The 23,653-nt window shown below is 37.8% G+C and carries 23 protein-coding genes and 2 pseudogenes; 1 reads left to right on the top strand and 24 read right to left on the bottom strand.

Translation table 11 applies throughout. The annotated features are described in order from the left end of the window. Nucleotide 1 precedes the first annotated feature (1 nt). From comA to HT728_RS04990, 17 genes are all read right to left on the bottom strand, one after another. The gene (gene comA / locus HT728_RS05065; RefSeq protein ID WP_173234166.1) at nucleotides 2–2,155 is read right to left on the bottom strand and encodes a peptide cleavage/export ABC transporter ComA; all 2,154 of its coding nucleotides are present in this window, start codon (nucleotides 2,153–2,155) and stop codon (nucleotides 2–4) included. 302 nt (nucleotides 2,156–2,457) lie between these two features. Further along, nucleotides 2,458–2,646 carry a hypothetical protein gene (locus HT728_RS10650; protein WP_049511906.1) on the bottom strand — a complete coding sequence of 63 codons (189 nt, stop codon included), beginning with the start codon at nucleotides 2,644–2,646 and terminating at the stop codon, nucleotides 2,458–2,460. Between the two features lie 386 nt (nucleotides 2,647–3,032). Continuing rightward, nucleotides 3,033–3,239 carry a bacteriocin immunity protein gene (locus tag HT728_RS05060; RefSeq protein WP_173234164.1) on the bottom strand — a complete coding sequence of 69 codons (207 nt, stop codon included), beginning with the start codon at nucleotides 3,237–3,239 and terminating at the stop codon, nucleotides 3,033–3,035. A gap of 77 nt (nucleotides 3,240–3,316) precedes the next feature. Then, nucleotides 3,317–3,496 (bottom strand): hypothetical protein, encoded by a 180-nt coding sequence (locus HT728_RS05055; protein ID WP_173234162.1) that lies wholly within the window; start codon nucleotides 3,494–3,496, stop codon nucleotides 3,317–3,319. 39 nt (nucleotides 3,497–3,535) lie between these two features. Next, nucleotides 3,536–3,706, bottom strand: coding sequence for a H354_08695 family bacteriocin-like peptide (locus tag HT728_RS05050; RefSeq protein WP_000067699.1), 171 nt, complete (start codon nucleotides 3,704–3,706; stop codon nucleotides 3,536–3,538). A 231-nt stretch (nucleotides 3,707–3,937) separates the two neighbouring features. Then, nucleotides 3,938–4,114, bottom strand: coding sequence for a class IIb bacteriocin, lactobin A/cerein 7B family (locus HT728_RS05045; RefSeq protein ID WP_112444937.1), 177 nt, complete (start codon nucleotides 4,112–4,114; stop codon nucleotides 3,938–3,940). A gap of 33 nt (nucleotides 4,115–4,147) precedes the next feature. Further along, nucleotides 4,148–4,303 carry a hypothetical protein gene (locus tag HT728_RS05040; protein WP_001004584.1) on the bottom strand — a complete coding sequence of 52 codons (156 nt, stop codon included), beginning with the start codon at nucleotides 4,301–4,303 and terminating at the stop codon, nucleotides 4,148–4,150. A gap of 11 nt (nucleotides 4,304–4,314) precedes the next feature. Continuing rightward, on the bottom strand, nucleotides 4,315–4,443 hold the full coding sequence (locus HT728_RS05035; RefSeq protein ID WP_000658224.1) for a smi_0059.1 family bacteriocin-like peptide: 129 nt from the start codon (nucleotides 4,441–4,443) through the stop codon (nucleotides 4,315–4,317). 996 nt (nucleotides 4,444–5,439) lie between these two features. Further along, on the bottom strand, nucleotides 5,440–6,171 hold the full coding sequence (locus tag HT728_RS05030) for a response regulator transcription factor (RefSeq protein ID WP_020900480.1): 732 nt from the start codon (nucleotides 6,169–6,171) through the stop codon (nucleotides 5,440–5,442). Then, complete coding sequence (locus HT728_RS10640) at nucleotides 6,168–6,983, bottom strand: GHKL domain-containing protein (protein ID WP_226946482.1); 816 nt, start codon at nucleotides 6,981–6,983, stop codon at nucleotides 6,168–6,170. Before HT728_RS10640 ends, HT728_RS05030 begins: the two co-directional genes overlap by 4 nt. 564 nt (nucleotides 6,984–7,547) lie before the next feature. After that, nucleotides 7,548–7,694 carry a smi_0057.1 family bacteriocin-like peptide gene (locus tag HT728_RS05020; RefSeq protein ID WP_000425304.1) on the bottom strand — a complete coding sequence of 49 codons (147 nt, stop codon included), beginning with the start codon at nucleotides 7,692–7,694 and terminating at the stop codon, nucleotides 7,548–7,550. A 152-nt stretch (nucleotides 7,695–7,846) separates the two neighbouring features. After that, a complete protein-coding gene (locus tag HT728_RS05015; RefSeq protein WP_173234160.1) occupies nucleotides 7,847–9,016 on the bottom strand; it encodes an N-acetylmuramoyl-L-alanine amidase family protein in 1,170 nt (389 codons plus the stop codon). 112 nt (nucleotides 9,017–9,128) lie between these two features. After that, complete coding sequence (locus HT728_RS05010) at nucleotides 9,129–9,983, bottom strand: C40 family peptidase (protein ID WP_173234158.1); 855 nt, start codon at nucleotides 9,981–9,983, stop codon at nucleotides 9,129–9,131. Between the two features lie 169 nt (nucleotides 9,984–10,152). Then, nucleotides 10,153–10,386 carry an acyl carrier protein gene (locus HT728_RS05005; RefSeq protein ID WP_000136446.1) on the bottom strand — a complete coding sequence of 78 codons (234 nt, stop codon included), beginning with the start codon at nucleotides 10,384–10,386 and terminating at the stop codon, nucleotides 10,153–10,155. A 5-nt stretch (nucleotides 10,387–10,391) separates the two neighbouring features. Further along, complete coding sequence (plsX, locus tag HT728_RS05000; protein WP_023932889.1) at nucleotides 10,392–11,384, bottom strand: phosphate acyltransferase PlsX; 993 nt, start codon at nucleotides 11,382–11,384, stop codon at nucleotides 10,392–10,394. Further along, nucleotides 11,381–12,151 (bottom strand): DNA repair protein RecO, encoded by a 771-nt coding sequence (recO, locus tag HT728_RS04995; RefSeq protein ID WP_000616135.1) that lies wholly within the window; start codon nucleotides 12,149–12,151, stop codon nucleotides 11,381–11,383. The genes plsX and recO overlap by 4 nt, the downstream gene beginning before the upstream one ends. Beyond that, complete coding sequence (locus HT728_RS04990; protein WP_173234156.1) at nucleotides 12,148–13,317, bottom strand: pyridoxal phosphate-dependent aminotransferase; 1,170 nt, start codon at nucleotides 13,315–13,317, stop codon at nucleotides 12,148–12,150. Before HT728_RS04990 ends, recO begins: the two co-directional genes overlap by 4 nt. A 570-nt stretch (nucleotides 13,318–13,887) precedes the next feature. On the opposite strand from HT728_RS04990, the gene HT728_RS04985 reads away from it, so the two are divergent. Then, entirely contained in the window at nucleotides 13,888–14,898 is a 1,011-nt protein-coding gene (locus HT728_RS04985; protein ID WP_173234154.1) for a YeiH family protein, read from the top strand. Nucleotides 14,899–15,125: 227 nt separating this feature from the next. Here the strand turns inward: HT728_RS04985 and HT728_RS04980 are convergent, their stop codons facing one another. From HT728_RS04980 to HT728_RS10635, 7 genes and pseudogenes are all read right to left on the bottom strand, one after another. Beyond that, a complete protein-coding gene (locus HT728_RS04980; protein ID WP_173234151.1) occupies nucleotides 15,126–15,563 on the bottom strand; it encodes a CoA-binding protein in 438 nt (145 codons plus the stop codon). A gap of 84 nt (nucleotides 15,564–15,647) precedes the next feature. Continuing rightward, nucleotides 15,648–18,281, bottom strand: coding sequence for a DNA polymerase I (gene polA, locus HT728_RS04975; protein ID WP_173234149.1), 2,634 nt, complete (start codon nucleotides 18,279–18,281; stop codon nucleotides 15,648–15,650). A gap of 336 nt (nucleotides 18,282–18,617) precedes the next feature. Further along, a complete protein-coding gene (locus tag HT728_RS04970; protein WP_173234148.1) occupies nucleotides 18,618–19,220 on the bottom strand; it encodes a hypothetical protein in 603 nt (200 codons plus the stop codon). A gap of 397 nt (nucleotides 19,221–19,617) precedes the next feature. Further along, nucleotides 19,618–20,544, bottom strand: a complete 927-nt coding sequence (locus HT728_RS04965) for a hypothetical protein (RefSeq protein WP_173234146.1) — start codon at nucleotides 20,542–20,544, stop codon at nucleotides 19,618–19,620. A gap of 25 nt (nucleotides 20,545–20,569) precedes the next feature. Next, nucleotides 20,570–21,417, bottom strand: a pseudogene (locus HT728_RS04960) (IS630 family transposase). A 479-nt stretch (nucleotides 21,418–21,896) separates the two neighbouring features. Beyond that, nucleotides 21,897–23,030, bottom strand: a complete 1,134-nt coding sequence (locus HT728_RS04955) for a PIN domain-containing protein (protein WP_173234144.1) — start codon at nucleotides 23,028–23,030, stop codon at nucleotides 21,897–21,899. 4 nt (nucleotides 23,031–23,034) lie between these two features. Beyond that, a pseudogene (locus tag HT728_RS10635) lies at nucleotides 23,035–23,326 on the bottom strand (helix-turn-helix transcriptional regulator). Nucleotides 23,327–23,653 lie beyond the last annotated feature (327 nt).

Raw genomic sequence — 23,653 nt, 5'->3', positions numbered from 1 at the left:
TCTAGCTATTCACCAAATGGGCATAAAAGCCACCCTGTACAAGCAAATCAGCATGCTTTCCTTCTTCGACAATCTTGCCCTGATCCAAGACAACAACCTTCTCTGTCCGCTCTGCAATGGTCAAGCGGTGAGCAATGAAAATCAAGGTCTTGTCTAAAGCCATGAGATTATCTACGATCCGCTTCTCTGTCAAAATATCCAAACTGCTAGTCGCCTCATCCAAAATCAAGACCGGCGCATCTGTCAAGAGAGCACGCGCCAGAGCGATTCTCTGACGTTGACCACCTGAGATTCCTGCCCCATCCGAAGTCAATTCTGTCTGATAATTCAATGGCATGCGCTCAATGTCCTCCCGAATCTCTGCCAACTCGACCGCCCGTAAGATATCCTCTTGAGTCGTCCCATCCTTGGCTCCAAGGAGAAGATTCTCCAAAATCGTTCCGTTAAAGACATAGGGCTGTTGAGGCAGATAGTTGATATACTGGCGCAAGGCCTTTTTATCAATCTGATTGAGATTGACACCACCCAGACTAATCTCTCCCTGACTTGGATCATAAAAATTAACCATCATCTTAGCTACGGTCGTCTTACCTGACCCTGAAATTCCCACAAAAGCCACCTTAGACCCTTGGGAAATGGTCAAATTGATATCCGACAAGACATCTCGACCATAGCCATACTTGTAGGAAACCTGCTTGAAAGTCATCTCTCCCTTCATCAAGCTCAAATCCTCAACTGTTTTCTTCTCCTCAAACTCCGAAGCTACTAGATAAACCTCATTTAGACGGTTATTGGCGACCTGCGCTGTCTGAAGTTTGGTTTGCAGATTGATGATATTTTCCAAAGGATTTGTAAAGTAAACCAGCAAGGTATTATAGGTAATCAACTGCCCCAAACTCATCTTGCCATCCATGACCAGAACAGCTCCCATCCAGAGAATGCCGACATTGAGTAAGAGATGGGCAACTTTTTTCAGAGCCTTTTGCTGACTCTCTGCCCGACTATAGGTAAAGGATTTTTTCAGATAATCCACAAATTCCTTGTCAATCTTTTGGTAACGCTGACTTTCACTGGTCAAAGACTTGATAGTCTCAATACCGTTGATGTCCTCAATGATAGAAGAAGACAGAACCGCATTGGCTTCCATGGTATCCCGATTCATCTTTTCAAACGGCTTCATAAAGGCAAAGATAATCACTGTATAGATAGGAAGTGCCAATAAGGTCATGAAAAAGAGATTGGTATTTTGTGAAAATAAAACAAGGGAGATAATGACAACCGTTGACACATCTAGGAAAATCGAAAGAATGGTCGAAGCCAGCGCATCGATGATACTGTTAGCATCTGTAAAACGAGACACGATTTCCCCTGTCCGACGTGTCGCAAAAAAGGACATAGGCAGGTGAAAAACATGCTTGATGTAGGACAAAATCACATCAATCGACAAACGTTGCCCCAAAACAAGTAAGAGATACTCCTGAGCATAAGACAAGATCTGCTGGAGAATATAAACGATAACCAATCCAATAGAAATAATCCCCAGCGTCGAACGCATCTGATCTGGCACATAGGTATCAATGATAGACTGCAGATAATAAGAACCCACAATGTTAATCAGGGTCACCAAAAGTGTCGCTAGGACGATGTTGGCAATCAAGCCACGCTGCTTCACTAATATAGGGATAAAAGAGAGCAAACCATTCTTTTGATCCTTATGAGGCTTGTAGTCTGGACTAGGTGCCATAAACAGAGTCACTCCTGTCCATTCTTCCGCAAAACGCTCACGTGGCAGTTTGGTCAATTTCACCCCAGGATCTGGATCGGCAATATGAATGCTATCCTTATCCTGCCCAGTCACCACATAGTAGTGGAGCAATTTCCCTTCCTTAAGCACATGGGCAACAAAAGGAAAAGTCAAATCTGGCAAGTTAAAAAGCGTCATATCCGCCTTAATGGCTCGCGTCTCAAAGCCAATCTCCTCTGCCACCTTGACCAAGCCCAAAGCCGTCGTCCCATCCATGGTCGTCTTGGCTAATTCTCGCAAGTGAGCCAAAGAATAGTAACTACCATAGTAGCCAAAAACCATGGCTAATGAAGCTACACCGCAGTCCATCTGATCCACCTGCGGACGATAGTGACGTTTCCCAAATTTCATATTCATCTCCTTTTTCCTATTACTCAATGAAAATCAAAGAGCAAACTAGCCGCAGGCTGCTCAAAACACTGTTTTGATGTTGTAGATAAGACTGACGAAGTCAGTCACATATATACTGCAAAGCGACGTTGACGTGGTTTGAATTTGATTTTCGAAGAGTATAAACTCATCTGATAACAACTATCTTACCCCAATCCCCAAACAAAAACTGGACTTCCTTCCCAAATGTGCCTATCTCCCTCCCAAATGTACTTTTAGGATAAAAAAATAGGCAGAACAAGCGTCCTACCCAAAATATATATTTATTTCTTTTTCTTCCTAATTCTTTTGTCAATCATGTACAAAACGATAATCGAAAACAGCGGTGGTACAATATAACTCTTTTCACTCATTGTCAGCTGAAATCCCAGAGTTGTTAGTATCTTAAAGATGAAAATATTCATCAAAAATAGAAAAACAAATACTAAAAAATATCTTAAAACCTTCTTCATTTCTTTTCTTCAACTTTCCTAATTTCTATACCTATTTTATCAAAAATATATGTAAAACTCTAAATAAACACCTCAACTGAACTTTTTAGCAAAAATAGGCAGAACAAATGTCCTACCTACTAAAAATATGCTATTGAAAGGAAAATGATTTTTTTCTGACACCCTAGGCAAGCTTGGGACAAATAAATCATTGATAGTAACATTTATGACATCCTATTTATTACTTCAATTACTAATGTCCCTGCTATTTCTAAGCCACCTATGGTATGATCTATTCATAGTCAGAATAGATAACACCGTTCTAAATTACGATTCATAGTTACTCCTTTTTTTGATTCGTTACTATAAGACTCCTATTTACCCATAGATTGTCTACTACCTCAAATTTATCCATTCTTTTTTTCTTTACTTCTGTATAAAAGAATGAAGACCATCACAAATAATGCAATCGTTGGTATATTGAAACTATCAAGCCAAGTAGGTAAAGATACTTTATTCATATCAGATACTAATCTGATGATGATATAAGACATTGAACTAAGTAATACCATAATTTCAGGCCAAACTTTCAGTATTGATTTAACAAATTTCATATTAAACTCCAATGTGATGCATTCTTAGATTCTAGCCTAGTCATTTTAGTGCAGATTAACAAGTCATTCTTAACTGCTCACTCTACTCGCTTTTTATTGGCCTTATATCCTAGATAAAAGAGCCCAAATAAAACGAGGTAAATTTCTGGATAAAATAGGGTATTGATTGGATTTCTCAACATCAAATACGTTGCGATGTAGATTATGAGCGATACGGTAAAATAACCCTCAGCAAATCCTAATAAGAATTGTTTCATGGTAGACTCCTATTTACTAAAAAACAATCTACCATCCTTTTATCCACCTCGTGATGCCGACTGATAACCATTATACGCACCCCAAGCTAATAGTCCGACAGCCAAAATACCACCACCAACCAAAAGTAACACTCCTCCACCATCAACTTCTTGCAATTCAATATCACTTAACGTAGTATAATTTTGTTCAATAGTTTGTAAATTTGACATATTTATCCTCCATTTTAATAATAAAAATTAGTTTTCTTTTAATACACCAATAATAATCATCAATACACTCATAACAAATGCAGATAACAGTCCTTTAGTAGTACTATTGAAAAAAGGTCTATCAAAAACATAATAATTATATGCAGACAATCCTAAACCAACGGCAGTCACCACAATTGTAATAACGAGTAGTATAATCCAAAATGTTTTCTTGCTCATATTTATCAAATACTATGGATGAGTAATATAGTAGAATGTTTTACCAGCAGCTTCACCAGCTTGGTAAATCCCCCAGCCAATCGCAATACCCAAAGAGACTACCTCCCAAGCAATTCCCCCATCTACATTCATCAACTCTTCTTCTGTAAGAGCTACAAAGTTCTGTTCCATTTTGTCAAAATTTGTCATCTTTTTCTCCTCTTGTTCTATTTTTTCTAAATCTTATCTTCTAAAAAATGGGGTTCCAATAAATATACCGCGTAACAATAGACCTGTAATTAAACCCCGTTGATAACTTTCCTTGCTACCACCCACCAGCAAAGCTAAGTCGCTCTCCTTTAATACTTCAATAGTATACTTATCATTCATTTCATTCATCTCTTATCCTCCTAAAAACCAAAACCTCTACGAAATCCAATGTACCAATCTGCAAGGGTCTTCACCCAACTTTCTCCACCTTGAATATCGGTCAATTCTTCCGAAGTTAGCTCAACAAATCCGTAATAATGTTCTTTCATTATTTTATTCCTTTCTTTTTCTTCTTACTTATCTATTCGAAAAAAATTTCGAAAATGTACAACTAAATTAAATTTACTTGAAAAATAATTTAGTAAACCACGGATAAAAAATTGGTAGATACATGAATTAGACTCCTTTCTTTTTCCTCTTACTTATCTATTCGAAAAACAATTCGAAAATGTACAACTAAATTAAATTTTATTTAAAAAATAATTTAATGTACCATGAATAGAAAATCGGTAGATACATAAACCAGACTCCTTTCTTTTTTCTCTCACTTATCTATTCGAAAAACAATTCGAAAATAAACAACTAAATCAAATTTTATTTGAAAAATAATTTAGCAAACCACGGATAAAAAATTGGTAGATACATAAACCAGGCTCCTTTCTTTTCCCTCTTACTTATCTATTCGAAAAAAATTTCGAAAATGTACAACTAAATCAAATTTTATTTGAAAAATAATTTAGTAAACCACGGATAAAAAATTGGTAGATACATAAACCAGACTCCTTCCTTTTTCCTCTTACTTATCTATTCGAAAAATAATTCGAAAATGTACAACTAAATTAAATTTATTTAAAAAATAACTCAGTGAACCATTGGTAGAACATTGATATAAACATGAACTAGGCTCCTTTCCTTTTCCTCTTACTTATCTATTCGAAAAAAATTTCGAAAATGTACAACTAAATCAAATTTTATTTGAAAAATAATTTAGTAAACCATGAATAGAAAATTGGTAGATACATGAAGCAAACTCCTTTCTTTTTCCTCTTACTTATCTATTCGAAAAAGAAGTCGAAAATGTACAACTAAATTAAATTTTATTTAAAAAATAATTTAATGAACCACGGATACAAGATTGGTAGATACATAAAGCAAACTCCTTCCTTTTCCTCTTACTTATCTATTCGAAAAAGAAGTCAAAAAATAAGAATATCAGAAAATTTTCCGATATTCTTATTGATAAACTCATTCAAATCTAACAGATACTAGACATTAAGATGTTTTTTAAGTGTTCTTCTGGCTGTTCGCGATACGGGGAAGTGCAAGCCTTCTAACAAGGTCACTTCTGTGGCAGTCATCTCTTCAATGGCCTGTAAACTGACTAACGTATTGCGATTGGCATAGACAAAGTAATCTTTTTCAGCCTTGGCAGCAATATCCTTGAGACTGCCATAAATGGTCTTGATAGAATGATTGGCATAATAGACCTTGATACGATGAGATTCCACTGAGGTTTCAAAGGCTAAAATCTCATGGTAGGGCAGAGTAAAGCCCCGTCTTCCCTCAAAACTATAGGTGAAGAGACGCATATTTTCCCTCTTATCTACTGCCAGTACATAGTCCAGACAGCGCTCCAGCTGATGACGGTAATCCTCCTCAGGCTGATCCTTGGAAATAAAATCCAAGGCAGACAAGTGATAGCGAAAAGCTAGAGGCAAGGCCTCCGAGTGCGTGGACACAAAGACAATGCTTGTAAAGGGATCTCGCTCCCGAACCTGTTGAGCAACCTGAAAGCCCCGTTCACGCTCTCCATCAATCTCTAAATCTAATAAATAGAGCTGGTAATGGTCAAAATACTGAGAATACTTTTCAACTTCCCCATAGTTTTTGGCAATATCAATTTCCAATCTCAAATTGCGAGAGCGACCGATATCTAGCAAAGTCTGCTCTATCCGTCCCTGCTGAACTCTATCGTCTTCCAAAACTAAAATTCTCATTCCTCTCCCCCTCGTTTCTCATCCTTAAATGGTAATTCTAAATCTTGTCTAAAAGTCGTCTCTCCTAGCTGGGTATCTAAGTTTAAATCATAATGAAAAACCATATCCTCCAAGGTCGCTAAACCCAGTCCACTGTGGTTTCCCTTGGTAGAGTAACCCTTTTGACTGAGAATGATGGGATTCAGTTCTTCTTTCTTACGAGTGTTTTCAATGATAAAACGGACACTCCTATCACCTGCCAATAAAGCAACCCGAATCTGCGGATTTTCCGCCTCACTGGCTGCCTCTAAGGCATTTGTCGTGAGGATAGAGAGGATACGGATAGCCTCCAACATCGGCAAATCCAGCTCTTCGACAACCCCCACCGTCTCCAAACTAAAATGAATTCCCTGATTATCTGCCACAATCATAGCTTTTGCCAAGGTATTGCGAATGGCTATATCATGGATATTATGAAGATTAAAGGCCGTGTAATCTGCCTTCCTCAGCTTTTCATTTGTCTTTAAAAAGACATCTTGATAAATGGTAGACACCTCAGCCATATCTTGATTCGCTATGGCAGGCTCCATGCTAGCGACAATCCCTGCAAAATCATGACGGAAACCTCGAACCTCATCATAGAGATGACCCAACTTATCCACCATCCCTTGCAAGGAACGATTTTCTTCTTCCTGTCTCTGAATGGTCTGCTCATCACGATAAACCTGCTCTAAGTGTCTGATATAAAAGAGCCAGGAGAAAAAGAGAATGAAAATCAGGAGAGAAATGGTCGTGTCAAAGCGAACGTAAAAAGAACTATTTCTATTGGTCATGAACGAAGAGAATATCCTAAATCCAGTCAGAGGTAGGATAATGAAAAAGCTCTTACGATAGTGGGTTTTAAAAGTATCTGAAAAGAATAAATCCAAATCCAAAGACCAACGCTTCATAATTTTACAACATAGAAAGATTGATAATAAATCAAATATAGATATATATAAAGTAGAAAACGAATCTACGAAACAACAATGCTCACCAGATAATACACGAATCCAAATTGTCAAAAATAAATAACGAATACTTTGAAAGAAGAGAAAAAGATACAGAGAAAGAAAAAGAGATTCCCCTTTTCCCTTGTGCAATACTAATAAAAAAATACAGTAAAAGTAGATAAGAACTCCTATATGAAATAATTCTCCAAATGTTTGACGAGCAGATAAACTAATTAAAAATATAAGTATCCAATAACGTTTTTTATAAAATTCTGGGGAAATTTGAGCGCCCAAATAAATAGTAGGAACTATGGTTGAAACGACTACCAACAGTAGATATATCACAGAAAATAAGAATTCTAAAATAAGCATAAATAAATCTAATCTCTAACTAATACTGTGAATTTAAGCAACGTGTCTACCCGTACCAAATAATTTATTGCACCATTTTACAGTATCTTCAAAAATCCCTCCACCATTCACTTCCTCCAAAACCTCTGGGGTTAACTCTTCAAATTGTTCCAATTCTACAAATGTGTTTTTCATTTCCATGACAGACTCCTTTTCATTATTTTATAGATAACTCTATCCCCTGCTCCATCTACAAAAGGCTTTAGTTTCCTTTTAAAATACAAGAAATCTAAAGCCTCCTGAAAATGGTATATTGGTTAGAGCGTTAACGATTAGTTGTGAAGATGTTATTTTTATTTAACCACAACCACTTTATAATATTCGTTTGAGTGTGGAGATTCAATCTTAATTTTTTCACCATATAAACCATCGATTTCTTTATCCAGATAATCTGAAACTCCTGATGGCAAGCGTTTCATCTTAAGAATTTCACCAGATTGATCCGCATAGGCTAGGATGTGATAGTGGGTTGTAGCCATACCATCATCAATCAATACAAAGTAACCTGTTTTGAGCTTACCTTGCTCATTTTCTAAATAGTATAGTTTATTGTTATTGATTGTAAAGTGGGTAGCTCCAAGACGAAGTCGTGCACCTGGATTTTCTAAATAGACATCATTGCCAACTTTTTTAATCTCTGAATAGGTTGTCATTGCTGGGATATTAACCACACGATGTCCATTTTCATCAAAGTAGTAGCGATTTGGTAAGTTTTGGAAGTTCTGTACAACTGCCTTAGGATCAATTTCTTGTCCTTCTTCTTTATTATCCACTAAAGCTAAGGTAGTATTTGCAACCTCATCTCCATATTTATTAGAAAACTTCTTGAACTCTGGTCTGATATACCAAGCATTTTTTTCAATAATAACATCGTCACCTTTAGCATTTAGCAAATATTCTTGCCCATCTCCAAGTTTGACAATATCATGAATACTGTATCCAGCATCTTTTCTATTTGCTAGATAGCCATCCTTACCAATGACATAACTTTCCCCATCACTGGCTGGAACAGCTCTATCTGCAACCATAGCACCTGATTTTTCAAAGTAAGACCATTTACCATCTATGAACACCCAACCTGTCATCATAGAACCACTAAAATGAAGATAGTACCATGTAGACCCTTCTTTGTACCAACCTGTACGCATGGCACCACTATTAGCTAGTGAGTACCATGTGTTGCCTTCCTTGTACCAGCCAGTGCGCATAGCACCACTATCTGCTAGTGAATACCAAGTATTGCCGTCTTTTAGCCAGCCTGTCTGCATGTTACCAGTGCTGTCGAAGTGATACCAATAACCAGCATTTTGCACCCATTTATCCTTAGCGAGGCTACCATCTTGAGAAAGATTCCAGTCAGACCCATTTTTAACCCAAGTATCTGCAGCCTGTGCTTGGTTAATAGACAAAAGCAGACCAGCACCTGCAAGCAAACCAAGAGTAAGTAATTTAGATTTTTTCATAGCTATTTCCTCCTTTATCGAACAGCTATAAGAGGGCTTCCCCTCTTTATTTAGCTATATTCTAATACTTTTCATTGTCAAAGTCAATAATATTGTGAAAAATTAGACAATATTACCAATATCTACGAATTGTATTTTGAGTAATACCGTATTGATTCATATAAGAAACATCTTGACCTCTATCTGGAGCATGAACTACCTTGCCACCACCAACATAAATACCCACATGTTGATTTGAACCTTGGTCGCCATTGTACAATATTAAATCTCCAGGAAGTTGTGAGCCATTACTTACATAGCTTCCTCCTGTCGCTTGACCATAGGTTACTCTAGGAATACTAATATCAAACTTAGCATGAATAGCCATCGTAAATCCTGAGCAATCTACGCCACTATTCAAATCTGCCCCACCCCAAACATATGGGATTTTTCCTACAAATGTCTTTGCGTATTCACCAAGAGCTTGCCCACGATTTTCTACCCATACACCACTTTCTCTAAAGAAATATGGTGTACCATTCACACGTTGATAACCAGTGACCATAGCACCACTAGCAGATAAGTAGTAATAATTACCATCAGGTTGAATCCAAGTATTTTCTTTCATCCATCCTTGGTCATCAAAATAGTACCACTTGCCATCTAATTGTTCCCAATTTTTAGCATACCCACCTGAACCGTATTTAAACCACCATTTACCATTGGTTTGCATCCATGTTCCTTTCGGATCACGATATTGATTGAAAGCTTTCTTCTCTTGATTGCCCTCTGCTTGAGTTTCTTTATCTTCAAAACCAATCAATTTTACTTGATCAGCTTCTTCAGCTTTTATCTTGCCTTGATTAACTAATTGAGCAATCGCTTCTTTCTCACTTGCTGATGGAGAATCAGCATAGGCTACCGTAGTATTTGCTAGGAGAACGCCTCCTGCAAGAACCAACAAACTAGAATAAAGATATTTTTTCATCGTGAAAATCCTTTCTTTTTCTCCTTTTTGGAGATTGATTTTTCTGATTTCATTATATCCCTTATTTGTCCTCAGATTTCTACTGTCCCTAGAAAGACTAAATCTGTTCCTAAACGGTCACTTGAACCAAAGAAAAATTCCAAAGCAAATGCCTTGGAACTTCTTATCTTTATTTTCCTTGAATAATCTTAACCACATCTCCTACGCTCTGCAGTTGATCAATTTCCTCGTCACTGATTTCGATATTAAATTCATCTTCCAGTGTCAAGATAAACTCCATCAAGTCAACTGAGTCAGCATCCAAATCGTCTTTCAGACTCAAGGATTCTGTCACGACAAAGTCCTCTCCCTGTCGCTCTTGGATAATAGTCACAATACGGTCAAAAATTTCTTTTTCTGTCATCTCTTTTATTCTCCTGAAAATTCACGCGCAGTCTGGGCAACTACGTCTGTCTCTAGCATGGTACGAATCTGGCGAATTGTACTATAAACAGCCTTGGCATCGCTTGAGCCATGAGTCTTGACAACAGGTGCCTTGACACCAAACAAGACCGCTCCACCAACATCTGAGTAGTTGAGCTGTTTTTTCAAACCTCTGAGGCTGTCCTTGAGAAGGAGGGCACCTAGTTTCGCTCGAAGACCACCACCTGTAATAGCGGTCTTGAGCAAGCCCATGATTCCCATAGCTGTCCCTTCGATGGATTTGAGCACAGCGTTTCCCGTGAAACCATCTGCCACAACAACATCTGCAACGCCATTCATCAAATCACGCGCTTCCACGTTTCCGATAAAGTTCAAACTTTCATCAGCCGCCAGTAATTCATAAGTTTCCTTACGAAGCGGGTCGCCCTTACTACTCTCTGTTCCGTTATTGAGCAAGCCAACACGTGGTTGCGCAATGCCACGAACATTTTTAGCATAGAAAGAACCTAGAACTGCATATTGATGGAGGTGCTGGGCTGTATTTTCTGCATTAGCACCGAGGTCCAGCATGTCAAAACCCTTCCCATCTACAGTCGGCAAGGTCGACATAAGTCCAGGACGATCGATATTCTTGATACGACCCACGATGAAAAATCCTGCTGCTAGTAAAGCACCTGTATTCCCAGCCGAGAGAACAGCGTCTGCTTCACCTTCTTTGACAGCCTTGGCCGCCAATACCATACTGGCATTTTTCTTCTTCCGAATAGCTCTCGTAGGTTCATCGTCTGAATCAATCTTTTCATCCGTATGGATTATGCTGACGCGCTCTGTCGCTGTCAGATATTGCTTGATTTTAGCTTCATCTCCATAGAGTTGAACCTCGATATCTGAAAAGTCAGCTAGAGCTTGATTGACACCCTCAACGATGGCTTGAGGTGCGTAATCGCCCCCCATGGCATCTACTGCGATTTTTTTCATTTCTTTTCCTCTTTTAGTAATTGTCCCCAGTCTGCTAGGGAATCAATAAATTTCTTTGATTTTAGGTGAATCCCAACGTACTCTTCATAGAGTTGATCCATAAATTGGCGTAGCTCTTGCTTGATTTCAGGCTTGAGCGAAATGGTCTCCAAAGTCTCAAAATCAATGGCTTGAAATTGATTGAGCAGATAAGGGATATTGGGATTGAGATGGCAACGTCTCTCATCCTCATGATAATGCTCTGGGCAGAGGCAGGCTCCATATTTGAAAGAAAAGTCAAAAGCCTGACCAACCCGATGGCAGAAGACACACTCATTAAAATTGAGGCTAATCCCAAATCGAGTCAAGATTTGGATTTCAAAAATATTGGTCAAAACCTGATAATCTAAGCCAGCTTCCATCAACTCCAAAGTCTTTTGCAAAAAAGCAAACAAGGGAGCATCCTGCTGATTGTCCTGCAAACTCGCATCTGCAAGAGCTGCTACGTAGGTCGCATAAGCCATGACAAAGAGATCGCTATTAATCTTGGGAAAAGTCATCACCTCATGATAGTCCTCAATGTAGCTAAGCCCATCATCATTGATTCGTAAGAGAAATCGTGCCAGCACTAAGGGCTGAATAACAGGAGCCAGTTTGGACTGACCAGCGTGTTTGACAAAAAACATGCGTTTGCCAGCCTGCTCTGTAAAGATTTTGACTAGCTTATCATCCTCACGAAAGTTGCGATTGTAGAGCACCAAGCCTTGACTCGTGATAGACTGAATCATTCTTCTCTCATGTACTCCTCAAGTCGTTTCATGGCTTCTTTGATAGTCTCCATGCTAGCCGCATAAGACAGGCGCACATAACCTTCCCCGTAACGCCCAAAGGCTGCACCAGGGATAAAGGCAACAGCCTTCTTCTGAGCAAAATCCTTCAGAAAAGCAAAGGAGTCTTGATTGTAACCCTCTGGAATCTTAGCAAAGATATAGAAGGCACCGTCTGGTTTGATAATCTCAAAACCAAGAGCAGTCATTTTCTCGATAATATAGTCCCGACGCTGGATGTATTCCTTCTTCATAGGTTCCGCATCGTTTTTACCAGCCGTCAAGGCTTCTACCGCAGCATGTTGAGCCATGGTATTTGCAGCAGTGACCAAGTACTGGTGACTCTTGATTAACTGGGCTGTGAAGGCCGCAGGAGCGAAAATCAGACCCAAACGCCAACCTGTCATAGCATGCGATTTAGACAAACCATTGATAATAATAGCTTGATCTCTCAGCATGGTTCCTAGAGACACATGAGCTTCGCCCGTATAGGTCAATTCTGAATAGACCTCATCACAGACAACGAAAATCTCATACTTGCGTAAAACATCTGCCAAGGCCTCCAACTGCTCCCGACTATAGGTAATTCCTGTCGGGTTGGCTGGATAGTTGAGAATAACCGCTTTGAGCTTATCACCCTGCTCCAAAATGGCCTTCTCCAACATTTCAGGAGTCAAGACAAAATTATTTTCAGTCGTATCAATCTCGACAACCTCTGCCCCAACTAGATTGACAATCGGTTCATAGCCTGGATAAGCGGGAGCTGGCAAGAGCACCTTGTCTCCCTCTTCCAAAATAGCCGTCAAAGTAGCAGATAAAGCCTCTGTCGCCCCAATTGTAACCAAGATTTCATTCTCAGGAGCATAGTCCAGTTGATACTTTTCCTTAACAAAATCACTGGCCGCCTGACGTAGAGTCAGCAAGCCACTCATCCCTGTATAGTAGGATTGGTTCTGGTCAATCGCTCGCTTGGCCGCCTCCTTGACATGATCTGGCGTTGTAAAATCAGGTTCTCCCAAGGTCAAACGCAAGACCCCAGGAATCTCCGAAATAGCCTGGTCAAACTGACGAATCAACGAAACTTGAATCTTATCTAACTGTTTATTAAAGCGCTTAGTTAAGTCCATAGATACCTCCTACTGTCAAAACGTATCTCTATTATACTACAAAAGCCCCCTGACCGCAAAAATACATTATAGAATAACGCTAGCATAACAAATTGAAGTATGTTAATTTAAATTCATCACAACACTATGTTTTTAGAATACTCAATGAAAATCTCATGAGACTAGGAATCAAGGTGAAAGCATAACTAAAGTTAGGTAAGCCGAAGATGACAACGTATCATGAGATTTTCGACGAGTATTGAGTTTTTGCTAATCTTCGTTACAGTTATTCTAGCACCATTACTGATTACTATTACCGGTAATGTCATTTCTGAGTGGATAGTCAGAAAGTGGTTAGATAAGCGCGACAAAAAAATATAACCTGAGTTTAGTTTTAATGTAACTGGACAAAAAGAAATACCAGAGGTGGAGCTCTGGTATTTTTGTTTTTGCCAAGACTTCGTTACAGTTCTTGTAGGATTATTATTACATAATTAGCACTACTTGTCAAATAATTGTTAGCTCCACTTTCTATTTGACTTTTCCTGTTTTTATGTCTACAATGGTAAAAGATTTTATTTGGAGGTTTTTATGTCATTTCTATCAAAAAATGGAGCAGGCATCTTGGCCTGCCTTCTCATTTCAATCGTATCTTGGTACTTAGGAGGATTCTTTCCTGTTATTGGTGCACCCGTTTTTGCGATTTTTATGGGCATGCTCCTACATCCCTTTCTCTCGTCATATAAACAACTGGATGCTGGATTGACCTTTAGTTCCAAGAAATTGCTCCAGTATGCTGTTATCTTGCTTGGTTTTGGTCTCAATATCTCGCAAGTCTTCGCAGTTGGGCAATCTTCACTCCCTGTCATTCTGTCCACCATCTCAATAGCCTTGATTGTTGCCTATCTCTTCCAGCGCTTCTTTGCACTGGACACAAAACTGGCCACCTTGATTGGAGTAGGTTCTTCTATCTGTGGGGGCTCTGCCATTGCTGCGACAGCGCCCGTTATCCATGCCAAGGAAAAGGAAGTAGCCCAATCCATTTCCGTTATCTTTTTCTTCAATGTCTTGGCTGCGCTCATCTTTCCAACCCTCGGCACCTGGCTTCATCTATCCAATGAAGGCTTCGCCCTCTTTGCAGGGACTGCGGTCAACGACACTTCCTCTGTAACGGCTGCCGCCAGCGCTTGGGACAGCCTTTACCAAAGCAATACCCTCGAGTCTGCAACCATTGTTAAACTCACGCGCACCCTAGCTATCATCCCCATCACGCTCTTTCTATCCTACTGGCAAAGTCGCCAACAAGAAAACAAGCAAAGCCTACAACTGAAAAAAGTCTTCCCACTTTTTATCCTTTACTTTATCCTTGCCTCTCTCCTCACTACACTACTCACCTCTCTAGGTGTATCCAGTAGTTTCTTTACCCCTCTCAAAGAACTCTCTAAATTCCTTATTGTCATGGCCATGAGTGCTATCGGTCTCAAAACCAATCTGGTAGCTATGGTCAAATCCAGTGGAAAATCCATTGTTCTCGGAGCCATCTGCTGGATCGCCATCATCCTCACCAGTCTTGGTATGCAGACCCTTATCGGTATTTTCTAATACTCTTCGAAAAGCTCTTCAAACCACGTCAACGTCGCCTTGCTGTAGGTATGGTTACTGACTTCGTCAGTCTTATCTACAACCTCAAAACTGTGTTTTGAGCTGACTTCGTCAGTTCTATCCACAACCTCAAGACTGTGTTTTGAGCAGCCTGCGGCTAGTTTCCTAGTTTGCTCTTTGATTTTCATTGAGTATAACACAAAAGGTAGCCTACCAGCTACCTTTTTTTATGCTTCCTCAATCAAGCGAGTATGTTCTCTCTTAATGCAGCGATTCATCACAATGTCATCGCATCCACCAGCACGCAAGATTTCTTCCGCTTCTAGATTTTCAAGTCCCAGCTGTGCCCAAAAAATCTTACCATCAGCCTTGAGAAAATCACGCGCCACATCTGGCAAAAACTCACTGCGACGGTAAACATTGACAATATCTACAGGAAAAGGAATCTCAGCTAGGCTGGCATAAGCCTTCTCACCCAAGATTTCGCCACCTGCCGCCTTGGGATTGACTGGGATGATTTTATAACCCCGAGCCTGCATTTCCTTGGTCACTCGATTGCTAGTTGTTTCCTCACGGTCTGACAAGCCCACCACAGCAAGGGTTTTACTCGTTGCTAGATACTGACGAATCACACCATCACTTGGATTGATAAATTCTTGACTCATAAAAATCCTCCTTTTTCATCAGTATAGCACATTTTGAAAAGGCTTGCAGAATTCTGCTACAAAAAAGGAGGACTAGCCCCCTTTTTATTTAGCCTCGTACCAGGTTGCCCCCTCATTTTCATCTGCGATAAGGGGAACACTGAGTTGAATGGCTTCTTCCATGGTTTGTTTGACCAATTTTTTCATCTCTGCCAATTCAGATTTAGGCACTTCAAGGACGATTTCATCGTGCACTTGCAGAAGCATTTTAGTTTGATAACCACCTGCAACCAAGGCTTTATCCAGCTGAATCATAGCAATCTTGAGAATATCTGCTGCCGAACCCTGGATAGGTGAGTTGATAGCCGTCCTCTCTGCGAAACCACGAATGTTAAAGTTACGCGAATTGATATCTGGCAACTCACGACGACGCTTGAAGAGGGTCTCCACATAGCCCTTATCACGCGCCTCACGCACCACTTCATCCATGTAGTTTTTGATGCCTGGGAAGCGTTCAAAGTAGGTATCAATGTAGGCTTTGGCTTCCTTACGGCTGATGCCCAGATTATTAGACAAACCAAAGTCTGAAATTCCATAAACCACTCCAAAGTTGACAGCCTTGGCATTGCGACGATCGTTTGCAGTCACATCCTCAGGACGTTCAATGCCAAAGACCCTCATGGCTGTCGAAGTATGGATGTCCGCTCCTTCTTGGAAGGCCTTAATCAAGTGCTCATCCTTAGAAATATGCGCCAAAACACGCAATTCAATCTGTGAATAATCAGAACTCAGAAGAACACTATCATCCCACTCTGGCACAAAAGCCTTGCGAATGAGACGGCCCTGCTCCAAACGCACAGGGATATTTTGCAAGTTTGGATCCACACTAGACAGACGCCCAGTCTGGGTCAAATCCTGCACATAACGAGTATGAATCTTGCCATCAGCCAAAATCCAGTCCTGCAAGCCAATTACATAAGTAGACTGAATCTTGGCAATCTGACGGTAGTCTAGGATTTTCTTAACAATCGGAGCAATAGGAGCCAGGCGCTCCAAGACATCCACCGCTGTCGAGTATCCAGTCTTAGTTTTCTTAGTGTACTCTAGAGGAAGTCCCAATTTTTCAAAGAGAAGTACACCCAATTGCTTAGGCGAGTTGATATTAAACTCCTCACCAGCCAGTTCATAAATCTCCTGAGTCAGTTTTTCAATGACAAGCTCATTTTCAGCCTGCATCTCAAGTAAGGTCTCTTTCTTGACCGTAATCCCAGCAATTTCCATCTTAGCAAGGACAAAAGCCAGAGGCTGCTCTATATCATAAAGAAGCTCTAATTGCCCATTTTCGCTGAGTTTTTCAAGTAAAACAGGCTCTGTTTCGACCAAAACGGCAAGTTTACGTGCCAAGTGTTCCAAGAATTTCTCACGTTCAGGAATGGCCTTCTTGGCTCCCTTACCATAGAAAGTCTCATCATCAACCAAATAAGTCTGACCATAAAGACTAGCAATAGTCGCAATTTCATTGTCCTCCACAGTCGAAAGGAGGTATTTAGCCAAGCGACTGTCAAAAGCAGGTGCCTGCAAATCCACACCCAAACGATGCAAAAGAACTTTAGCCTTCTTAAAGTCATAAACTCTCAGAGGTGTTTTTTCTAAAAAGTTCTTGAAAATCGGCTCTTGCAAAAGTTCAAGTTTGTCTGTGGCATAGAGCTTATCCCCACAAGACCAGGCAAAACCAACCAAATCATCCGTATGGTAATTCTCACCAAAGAGTTCAAAATGGAAGATAGACTCTTCACTCAGCATATCTTGACTGACTTGGTCAACGATAGTAAAGTCCAAACTCTCAGCCACATTAGCTGACGACACATTTAAAGCCTGCTTGAGCTGTTTGAAACCCATTTCATCGTAGAATTTCCCAAGATTTTCCACATCTGGACCACTATAGACCAAATCCTCCAAATCAATCTCAATCGGTGCCTTGGTATCAATGGTCGCTAGTGTTTTAGACAAAAAAGCCTGTTCCTTATCATTGATGAGATTGTCCTTCATCTTAGAAGCCTTCATCCCATCAATATTTTCATAAATTCCCTCAAGCGAACCATGCTCCAGCAAGAGCTTGATACCCGTCTTTTCACCGATTTTGGTCACCCCAGGGATATTATCCGACTTATCTCCCATAAGCGCCTTGAGATCGATAAACTGCGTCGGTGTAATGCCCATCTTTTCCATGAGATAATCTGGCGTAAAGGCCTCAAACTCAGCCACACCTTTCTTGGAAATCTCAACCACCGTATGCTCATCCGTCAGCTGAATCAAGTCCTTGTCCCCACTGACAATGGTAATATCAAAACCATCCTGCTCTGCTAGTTTATCCAGTGTCCCAATGATGTCATCCGCCTCATACTGAGCCAACTCATAGTGACGAATCCCCATATGATCCAGCAACTCACGAATAAAGGGAAATTGCTCACGAAACTCATCCGGAGTCTTAGCCCGACCACCCTTATAGTCCGCATACATCTCTGTCCGGAAGGTCGTCTTCCCCGCATCAAAAGCCACCAAAATATGACTAGGCTCAACCCGCTCCAATAAATGGCTCAACATCAACTGAAAGCCATAAATCGCATTGGTATGCAAGCCAGCCGCATTCTTAAAACGGTCCAACTGCTGATAGAGCGCAAAAAACGCCCGAAAAGCAACAGAAGACCCATCAATCAATAATAATTTTTTCTTATCCATACACCCATTATAAAGGAAAGCACCAAAAAATACCATTGGAAAGAGCCATACCCAATATTTTTCATACTTTTTCCGAATAAATAGATAGAAGCATAGAATCTAGCAAACCTAGATTAAAAAATGTGCTATAATGAAAGGAGAAGAAATATGACCTTACGTCATCCGGGCATTAGCCCGACCAATGATTTGGTTGCTAAGAAGATTTTTAGCAATCCGGTTTTGTTTCGCAGGAAGTCTAATGAAATTCTATATTTGTGACCTATATAGTCATAAATTCAATTAACTGGAAGCTTTTAAAAAACATATAAAAACTAAGTCATATTTTTACTAGATGACTTAGTTTTTATATATTTGTTTTGTAGTATCTAAAGTTAGTACTTGTTTCAATTTATGATTTTGTTCATATCGTTTGTCTGATCTAAAGGTACTAACAGGATTACAGATAACACTGTTATCGCTTGTTCTTTCTATAAACAGAAAAGGAGTATCTATGGTATCATTATATCGATTTAATTTCAAAAGAAAATCAAATGTGATACTTGTTGGTAAAACATTAGGACTTTGTGATTTTTGAAAAACTTGTATATCCTTATTTTTGAGTAATAAATCAAGATTTTTTATGTTTTCTAATCTATCTATAATAGAGTTATAATTTGGGTCGTTGACTATTAAGTTGAAATTTTTATTTTTTGTATAATTGCTTTTTGTTAATTTAGAAAAATCATCAAATAATTTTTTTGAGTTTGCTTCAATAAGGTGATCATTTTGAAGATGTTTAGTCCCTAAAATAAGATGCCGAAAATTTTCCTTTTCAAATCGTATTAAAAAATTTGTATCATAAATTATTTTTCCTTTTTTGGAGTAGATTAAAGCAAAAAAATAACCTGTAAATCTTAATTTTTTATATTCATTTATGGCATCTAATAGTTTCTGAGGCATAAATATATTTAATCCTTTCAAAAAAGAGGAGAAAATTTCTCCTCTTACGTATTTATGGTTTTCCCCGGCGAGGTCTTCACCAAAAACCCTATAATAAGACTAGTAAAAAAATTTTCGGGTATTTTTTTACGTAAATGCCTAAGTATACTCTAGGTAACACTTTTTAAATAGAAGAACTTCCTCTATATAATTAATTGTAACATAGTGTTATGATTAAGTCAAAATAAATGTGATATAAAATTATTAAGATGAGGGAATTTTGTGCGCTCTTTTTTTCGATTCATTTTGGCTACAAAAGCGCTGAAATCAAGCATTAGTAAAACCAGTGGAACTTACCCTGACACGGAATTCCACTGGTTTTTAGGATTTTTATCAGACCAAGACTGGAAATTTATTCTTACTCTACATCTTTGTCCAATTTTTTACGTTCATCTTGCTTTTGATACTTAATTTTTTCCAACTCTGCTAGAATATTATCCTTATTCAATAGATCAAATAGTCTATCTACTTCCCTTTTTTCATTCTCCAAACTATCTTGAATTTCCTTTACTCTTTCTGTGAGGCCATCCTTTTTCAGTGAACCTTGTAATTGATTTATTTGTTCTATTTCCTCTGATAATTTCTGTTTGACTTTAGTCAATTCATTAGGAGTTTCTTGTAAAACTTCTTCTTTAACTGCTCTTTCTATGTCAAATGTTACTGATATAAGTATAATGAATATTATTATTGTTAAAATAAGTACCTTCACCCAACTATCCCACTCAGAAAAGGGCTTTAAAATAGTATTTAGTAATTCTGGTTTAATGTCGTTCTTTTTATCTTCAAAGAAATTTACTAAAATAAATGATGAATACTCTGAAATGTATACAGTATTAAACAATATTTTAGTAAGAGTAGCTTTTTTTGTTAGTGAGTCTTTCTGAAGAGATGTAAGTCCTATTTCTGCCCGCTTAAAAGCACTATCAATTACATAGTTAGCTCCAATGCTAACACCTATAGCATAAAATGTTTTCACTGAATCTATTGATGGGGTCTCCCTTAAAAAAACGATTAACAACAAAGGGGAGACAATCAAAAATGTGAGTAACATTTGAAGATATAGTACAAATCGTTCTTTCTTATACAATGAGCATATGCTATATATAATAAATACGATAATCCAAGCAGCCAAAACCAGCCATAAAAGTAACGCAAATAATATAAGTATTATGTTTCCCTTAAAAAACATAGCAACTATCAATGTATACAAGATAATAGCCACACTTGCCCCAGAAAAATTTTGCCCTTTTGTAACAAATTTTAACAATTTTTTCACTTTATTCATAACATCCTCTATTACTACTATATAGTCAATTGAAGTAAAAACAAGACAAAAGCACCTCGTAAAAAGTACTGCAAGTTGGTAATACCTTTTTGAGGTGCTTTTTGATATGAGCCCATGTTTTCTCAATAGTATTGTACTCAGGTGAGTAGGGAGGAAGAGGTAAAAGTTTATGCCCAAACTCTTCACATAAAATCTCTAGCTTCCCCATTCTATGGAATCTTGCATTATCCATAATAATAACTGATGGTGTATTTAATGTTGGTAAGAGAAACTTCTGAAACCAAGCTTCAAAAAAGTCGCTCGTCATTGTTTCTTGGTAAGTCATTGGAGCGATTAACTCACCATTTGTTAGCCCTGCAACCAAAGAAATCCTCTGATATCTTCTTCCAGATACTTTATCTCTTATTAACTGACCTTTTAATGAGCGACCATACTCTCGATAAAAATAAGTATCGAATCCTGTTTCATCAATATAAACAGGTGCTAGGTGCTTTAAACTATTAAAATTCTTAAGAAATAAAGCTACTTTTTCTGGATCTTGTTCATAGTAGGTGTGGTTCTTTTTTTTCGAGTGTAGCCCATAGCTTTGAGAGCATAGTGGATAGTAGTTGGATGACAGCCAAATTCAGAAGCTATTTCAGTCAAATAAGCGTCTGGATTGTCAATAAGATAGTTTTTGAGTCTATCTCTATCAACTTTTCTTGGTTTTGTTCCTTTTACTTAATGGTTTAGCTCTCCTGTTTTCTCTTTTAGCTTTAACCAGCCATAAATGGTATTACGTGAGATTTGGAAAACGTGTGATGCTTCTGTTATACTACCTGTTCGCTCACAATAAGAGAGAACTTTTTTACGAAAATCTATTGAATATGCCATAAGAAGACTATACTACATTATGTACTATTTTTGGTTCATTTTAATATATATCCTACTTCTCACTAATTAGAGATTCCATCTTAATACCGAAATCTCTGCTATTTTCACAACATACTTAAAACAAACATTATCCAGCCTATCTTTCTCCCATCATATTGATACTCTTCCAATAATTTTATTTGGCAATGGTATTCTTTCAGACAAAGTCAAATATTAAATCCATTTTACCTCCAGAACAATAAATATTTGCCTCCTCAATTGTAGAATCCATGTGTACGTTAATTTTTATATCTATATGGAAATTTCAAACACATATATCACAGACTTCATACTTTTCTAGCTCATAATATGTATCCCATCTAAACCTTTTTCCAAGGTACAACTTGAAAAATCATACATTTTTGGAAAAGGAAACACGTTCTCACAGGAACATGAATCACTTCATAACTTTCACTCTTGGGATAAAGAATAGGACTATATTAGTCGTACTCAAGTTCAAAATAATCCCTTGTTATAATTCTACCTATTAAACTGTCTTTGTTTAAAAAGATCTCTTGAGGACTAACATCTAAAATCTCATCCGTATCAATGTTAACAATAATATCCACAATATACTTTACCTTGTGAGTCTCATTAATCAAATCATAAGAAGAATCTTCACTTCCTAAAATTGAAAATATTGCTTCATAAGCTATTTCAGCAGTAGTATTACCGTTATCCTCTATATTCAAAATACGAACTAAAGGAGAATCATTCAGTTCGAATTTTTGAATCATCATTTCATCCAATTCGGATAACTCACTATGACCCTTTCGATCATAGTTAGTAACATCAACTTTTATCCCAAAATTCTCAGCATGATAAGTTGGGACGAAATCATAGGTTAAATCAGAAAGAAATTGATTAATTTCCTTTTCAATAACTGATTCCAATTTTTCAATAGTCATACAGACCTTGTCATAGTTTTCATGATGCTTGTTAAGATAGTTAGCACACTCACTATAATTTGCAAACATAGTTGCTTTAGGAATTTTTTGCTCCACAGCTTTACGAAATCCGTTATCAGAGCTAACCACAATAAAATTATCATGATTTTTAAATCGTTGACTGATATTTTGGATAATTAACGCATCCGGAAATTCGTTCTTTTTATTATTTTTATTTTCAAACGGAGGTCTATGATTAAAATAATCATCTAGAACCTCACCTAAATCAAAATTTTGATTATCAGCATGAATCAGTTTACCTTTCAGACTATTAATATCCACAGAAAAGAGAGAAAGAAAATTATTGAATTTATCTTTAGCTTCTTTAATACTAGCTTCCCTTAAAAAGTCTATATCATTTAATACTCTTTGTAATTCATCAAAAATCTCTAAATTCCAAACATCTTTTTTAAACCTTTCAATCACCTCGTTATTTTCTTGCCCCTTCTCTTCCAGATGAGCCATAACCTCTCTGTAAATAATTGAGTTGATATAAATTTCTAAATTTGGAAATTTTTCCTTTTTTAACTCCTTAAATGTCTTATAAAACTGACCATCAAAATTATATTTTGTATTATCATATATATTTGTATCAAAACATATTACAAAATTAGTACTAGTATCCATATATCTACAACTTCCCAAACTGTTTTTTCCGTTCCTCTATAAATGCGATTAACTCCTGTCTAAAAACAGACTTTTCTGCATCAGTTAAGCCTTCTGAATTTTTACGGAAAAGAATTTCAATATCCTCTAACTTATTATTCAGAATTTCTTCATCAGAATTACCAACTAAATAATCAACTGTTACATTTAAAATCTAAGCGATTTTGACAAGATTTTCCTGAGTTGGTTTTTTTAATGCTACATTCCCAAGAATCATAGACTTGTTGCAAAATTCCTAGTTTTTCAGCGACATCAATTTATATTAATCTAGCTTGTTTACGTGATTCCTTTAAACATTCCAAGAATCCCATTCCTTTTTTCCTCAAAAATAATTTAAATTGTTTCAAATAATCTCTTGACAAGCACAATCAATGGTTGTATTGTTTTGGAAATAATAACCTTTTTCAAGACCTTGTCTGAGATCATTGAAAATTGAATAAAAAAATGCGTCTGACAACCAGAGGATTGACTATCAAACTACACTAAACTTCGTACCTTTATTGTAATCTATTTGACAGGTAAAGTCAAGTTCGTTCATTGTTGAAGTTGGGATATGATAGGTAACGGTAACTTCTCAAAGTAAC

The organism is Streptococcus sp. 544 (assembly GCF_013277385.1).
In the GTDB taxonomy this organism is placed as follows: Bacteria; Bacillota; Bacilli; order Lactobacillales; family Streptococcaceae; genus Streptococcus; species Streptococcus mitis_BA.
The sequence above is the reverse complement of the archived record's forward strand: the minus strand, read 5'-3'. Positions and strand labels throughout refer to the sequence as shown.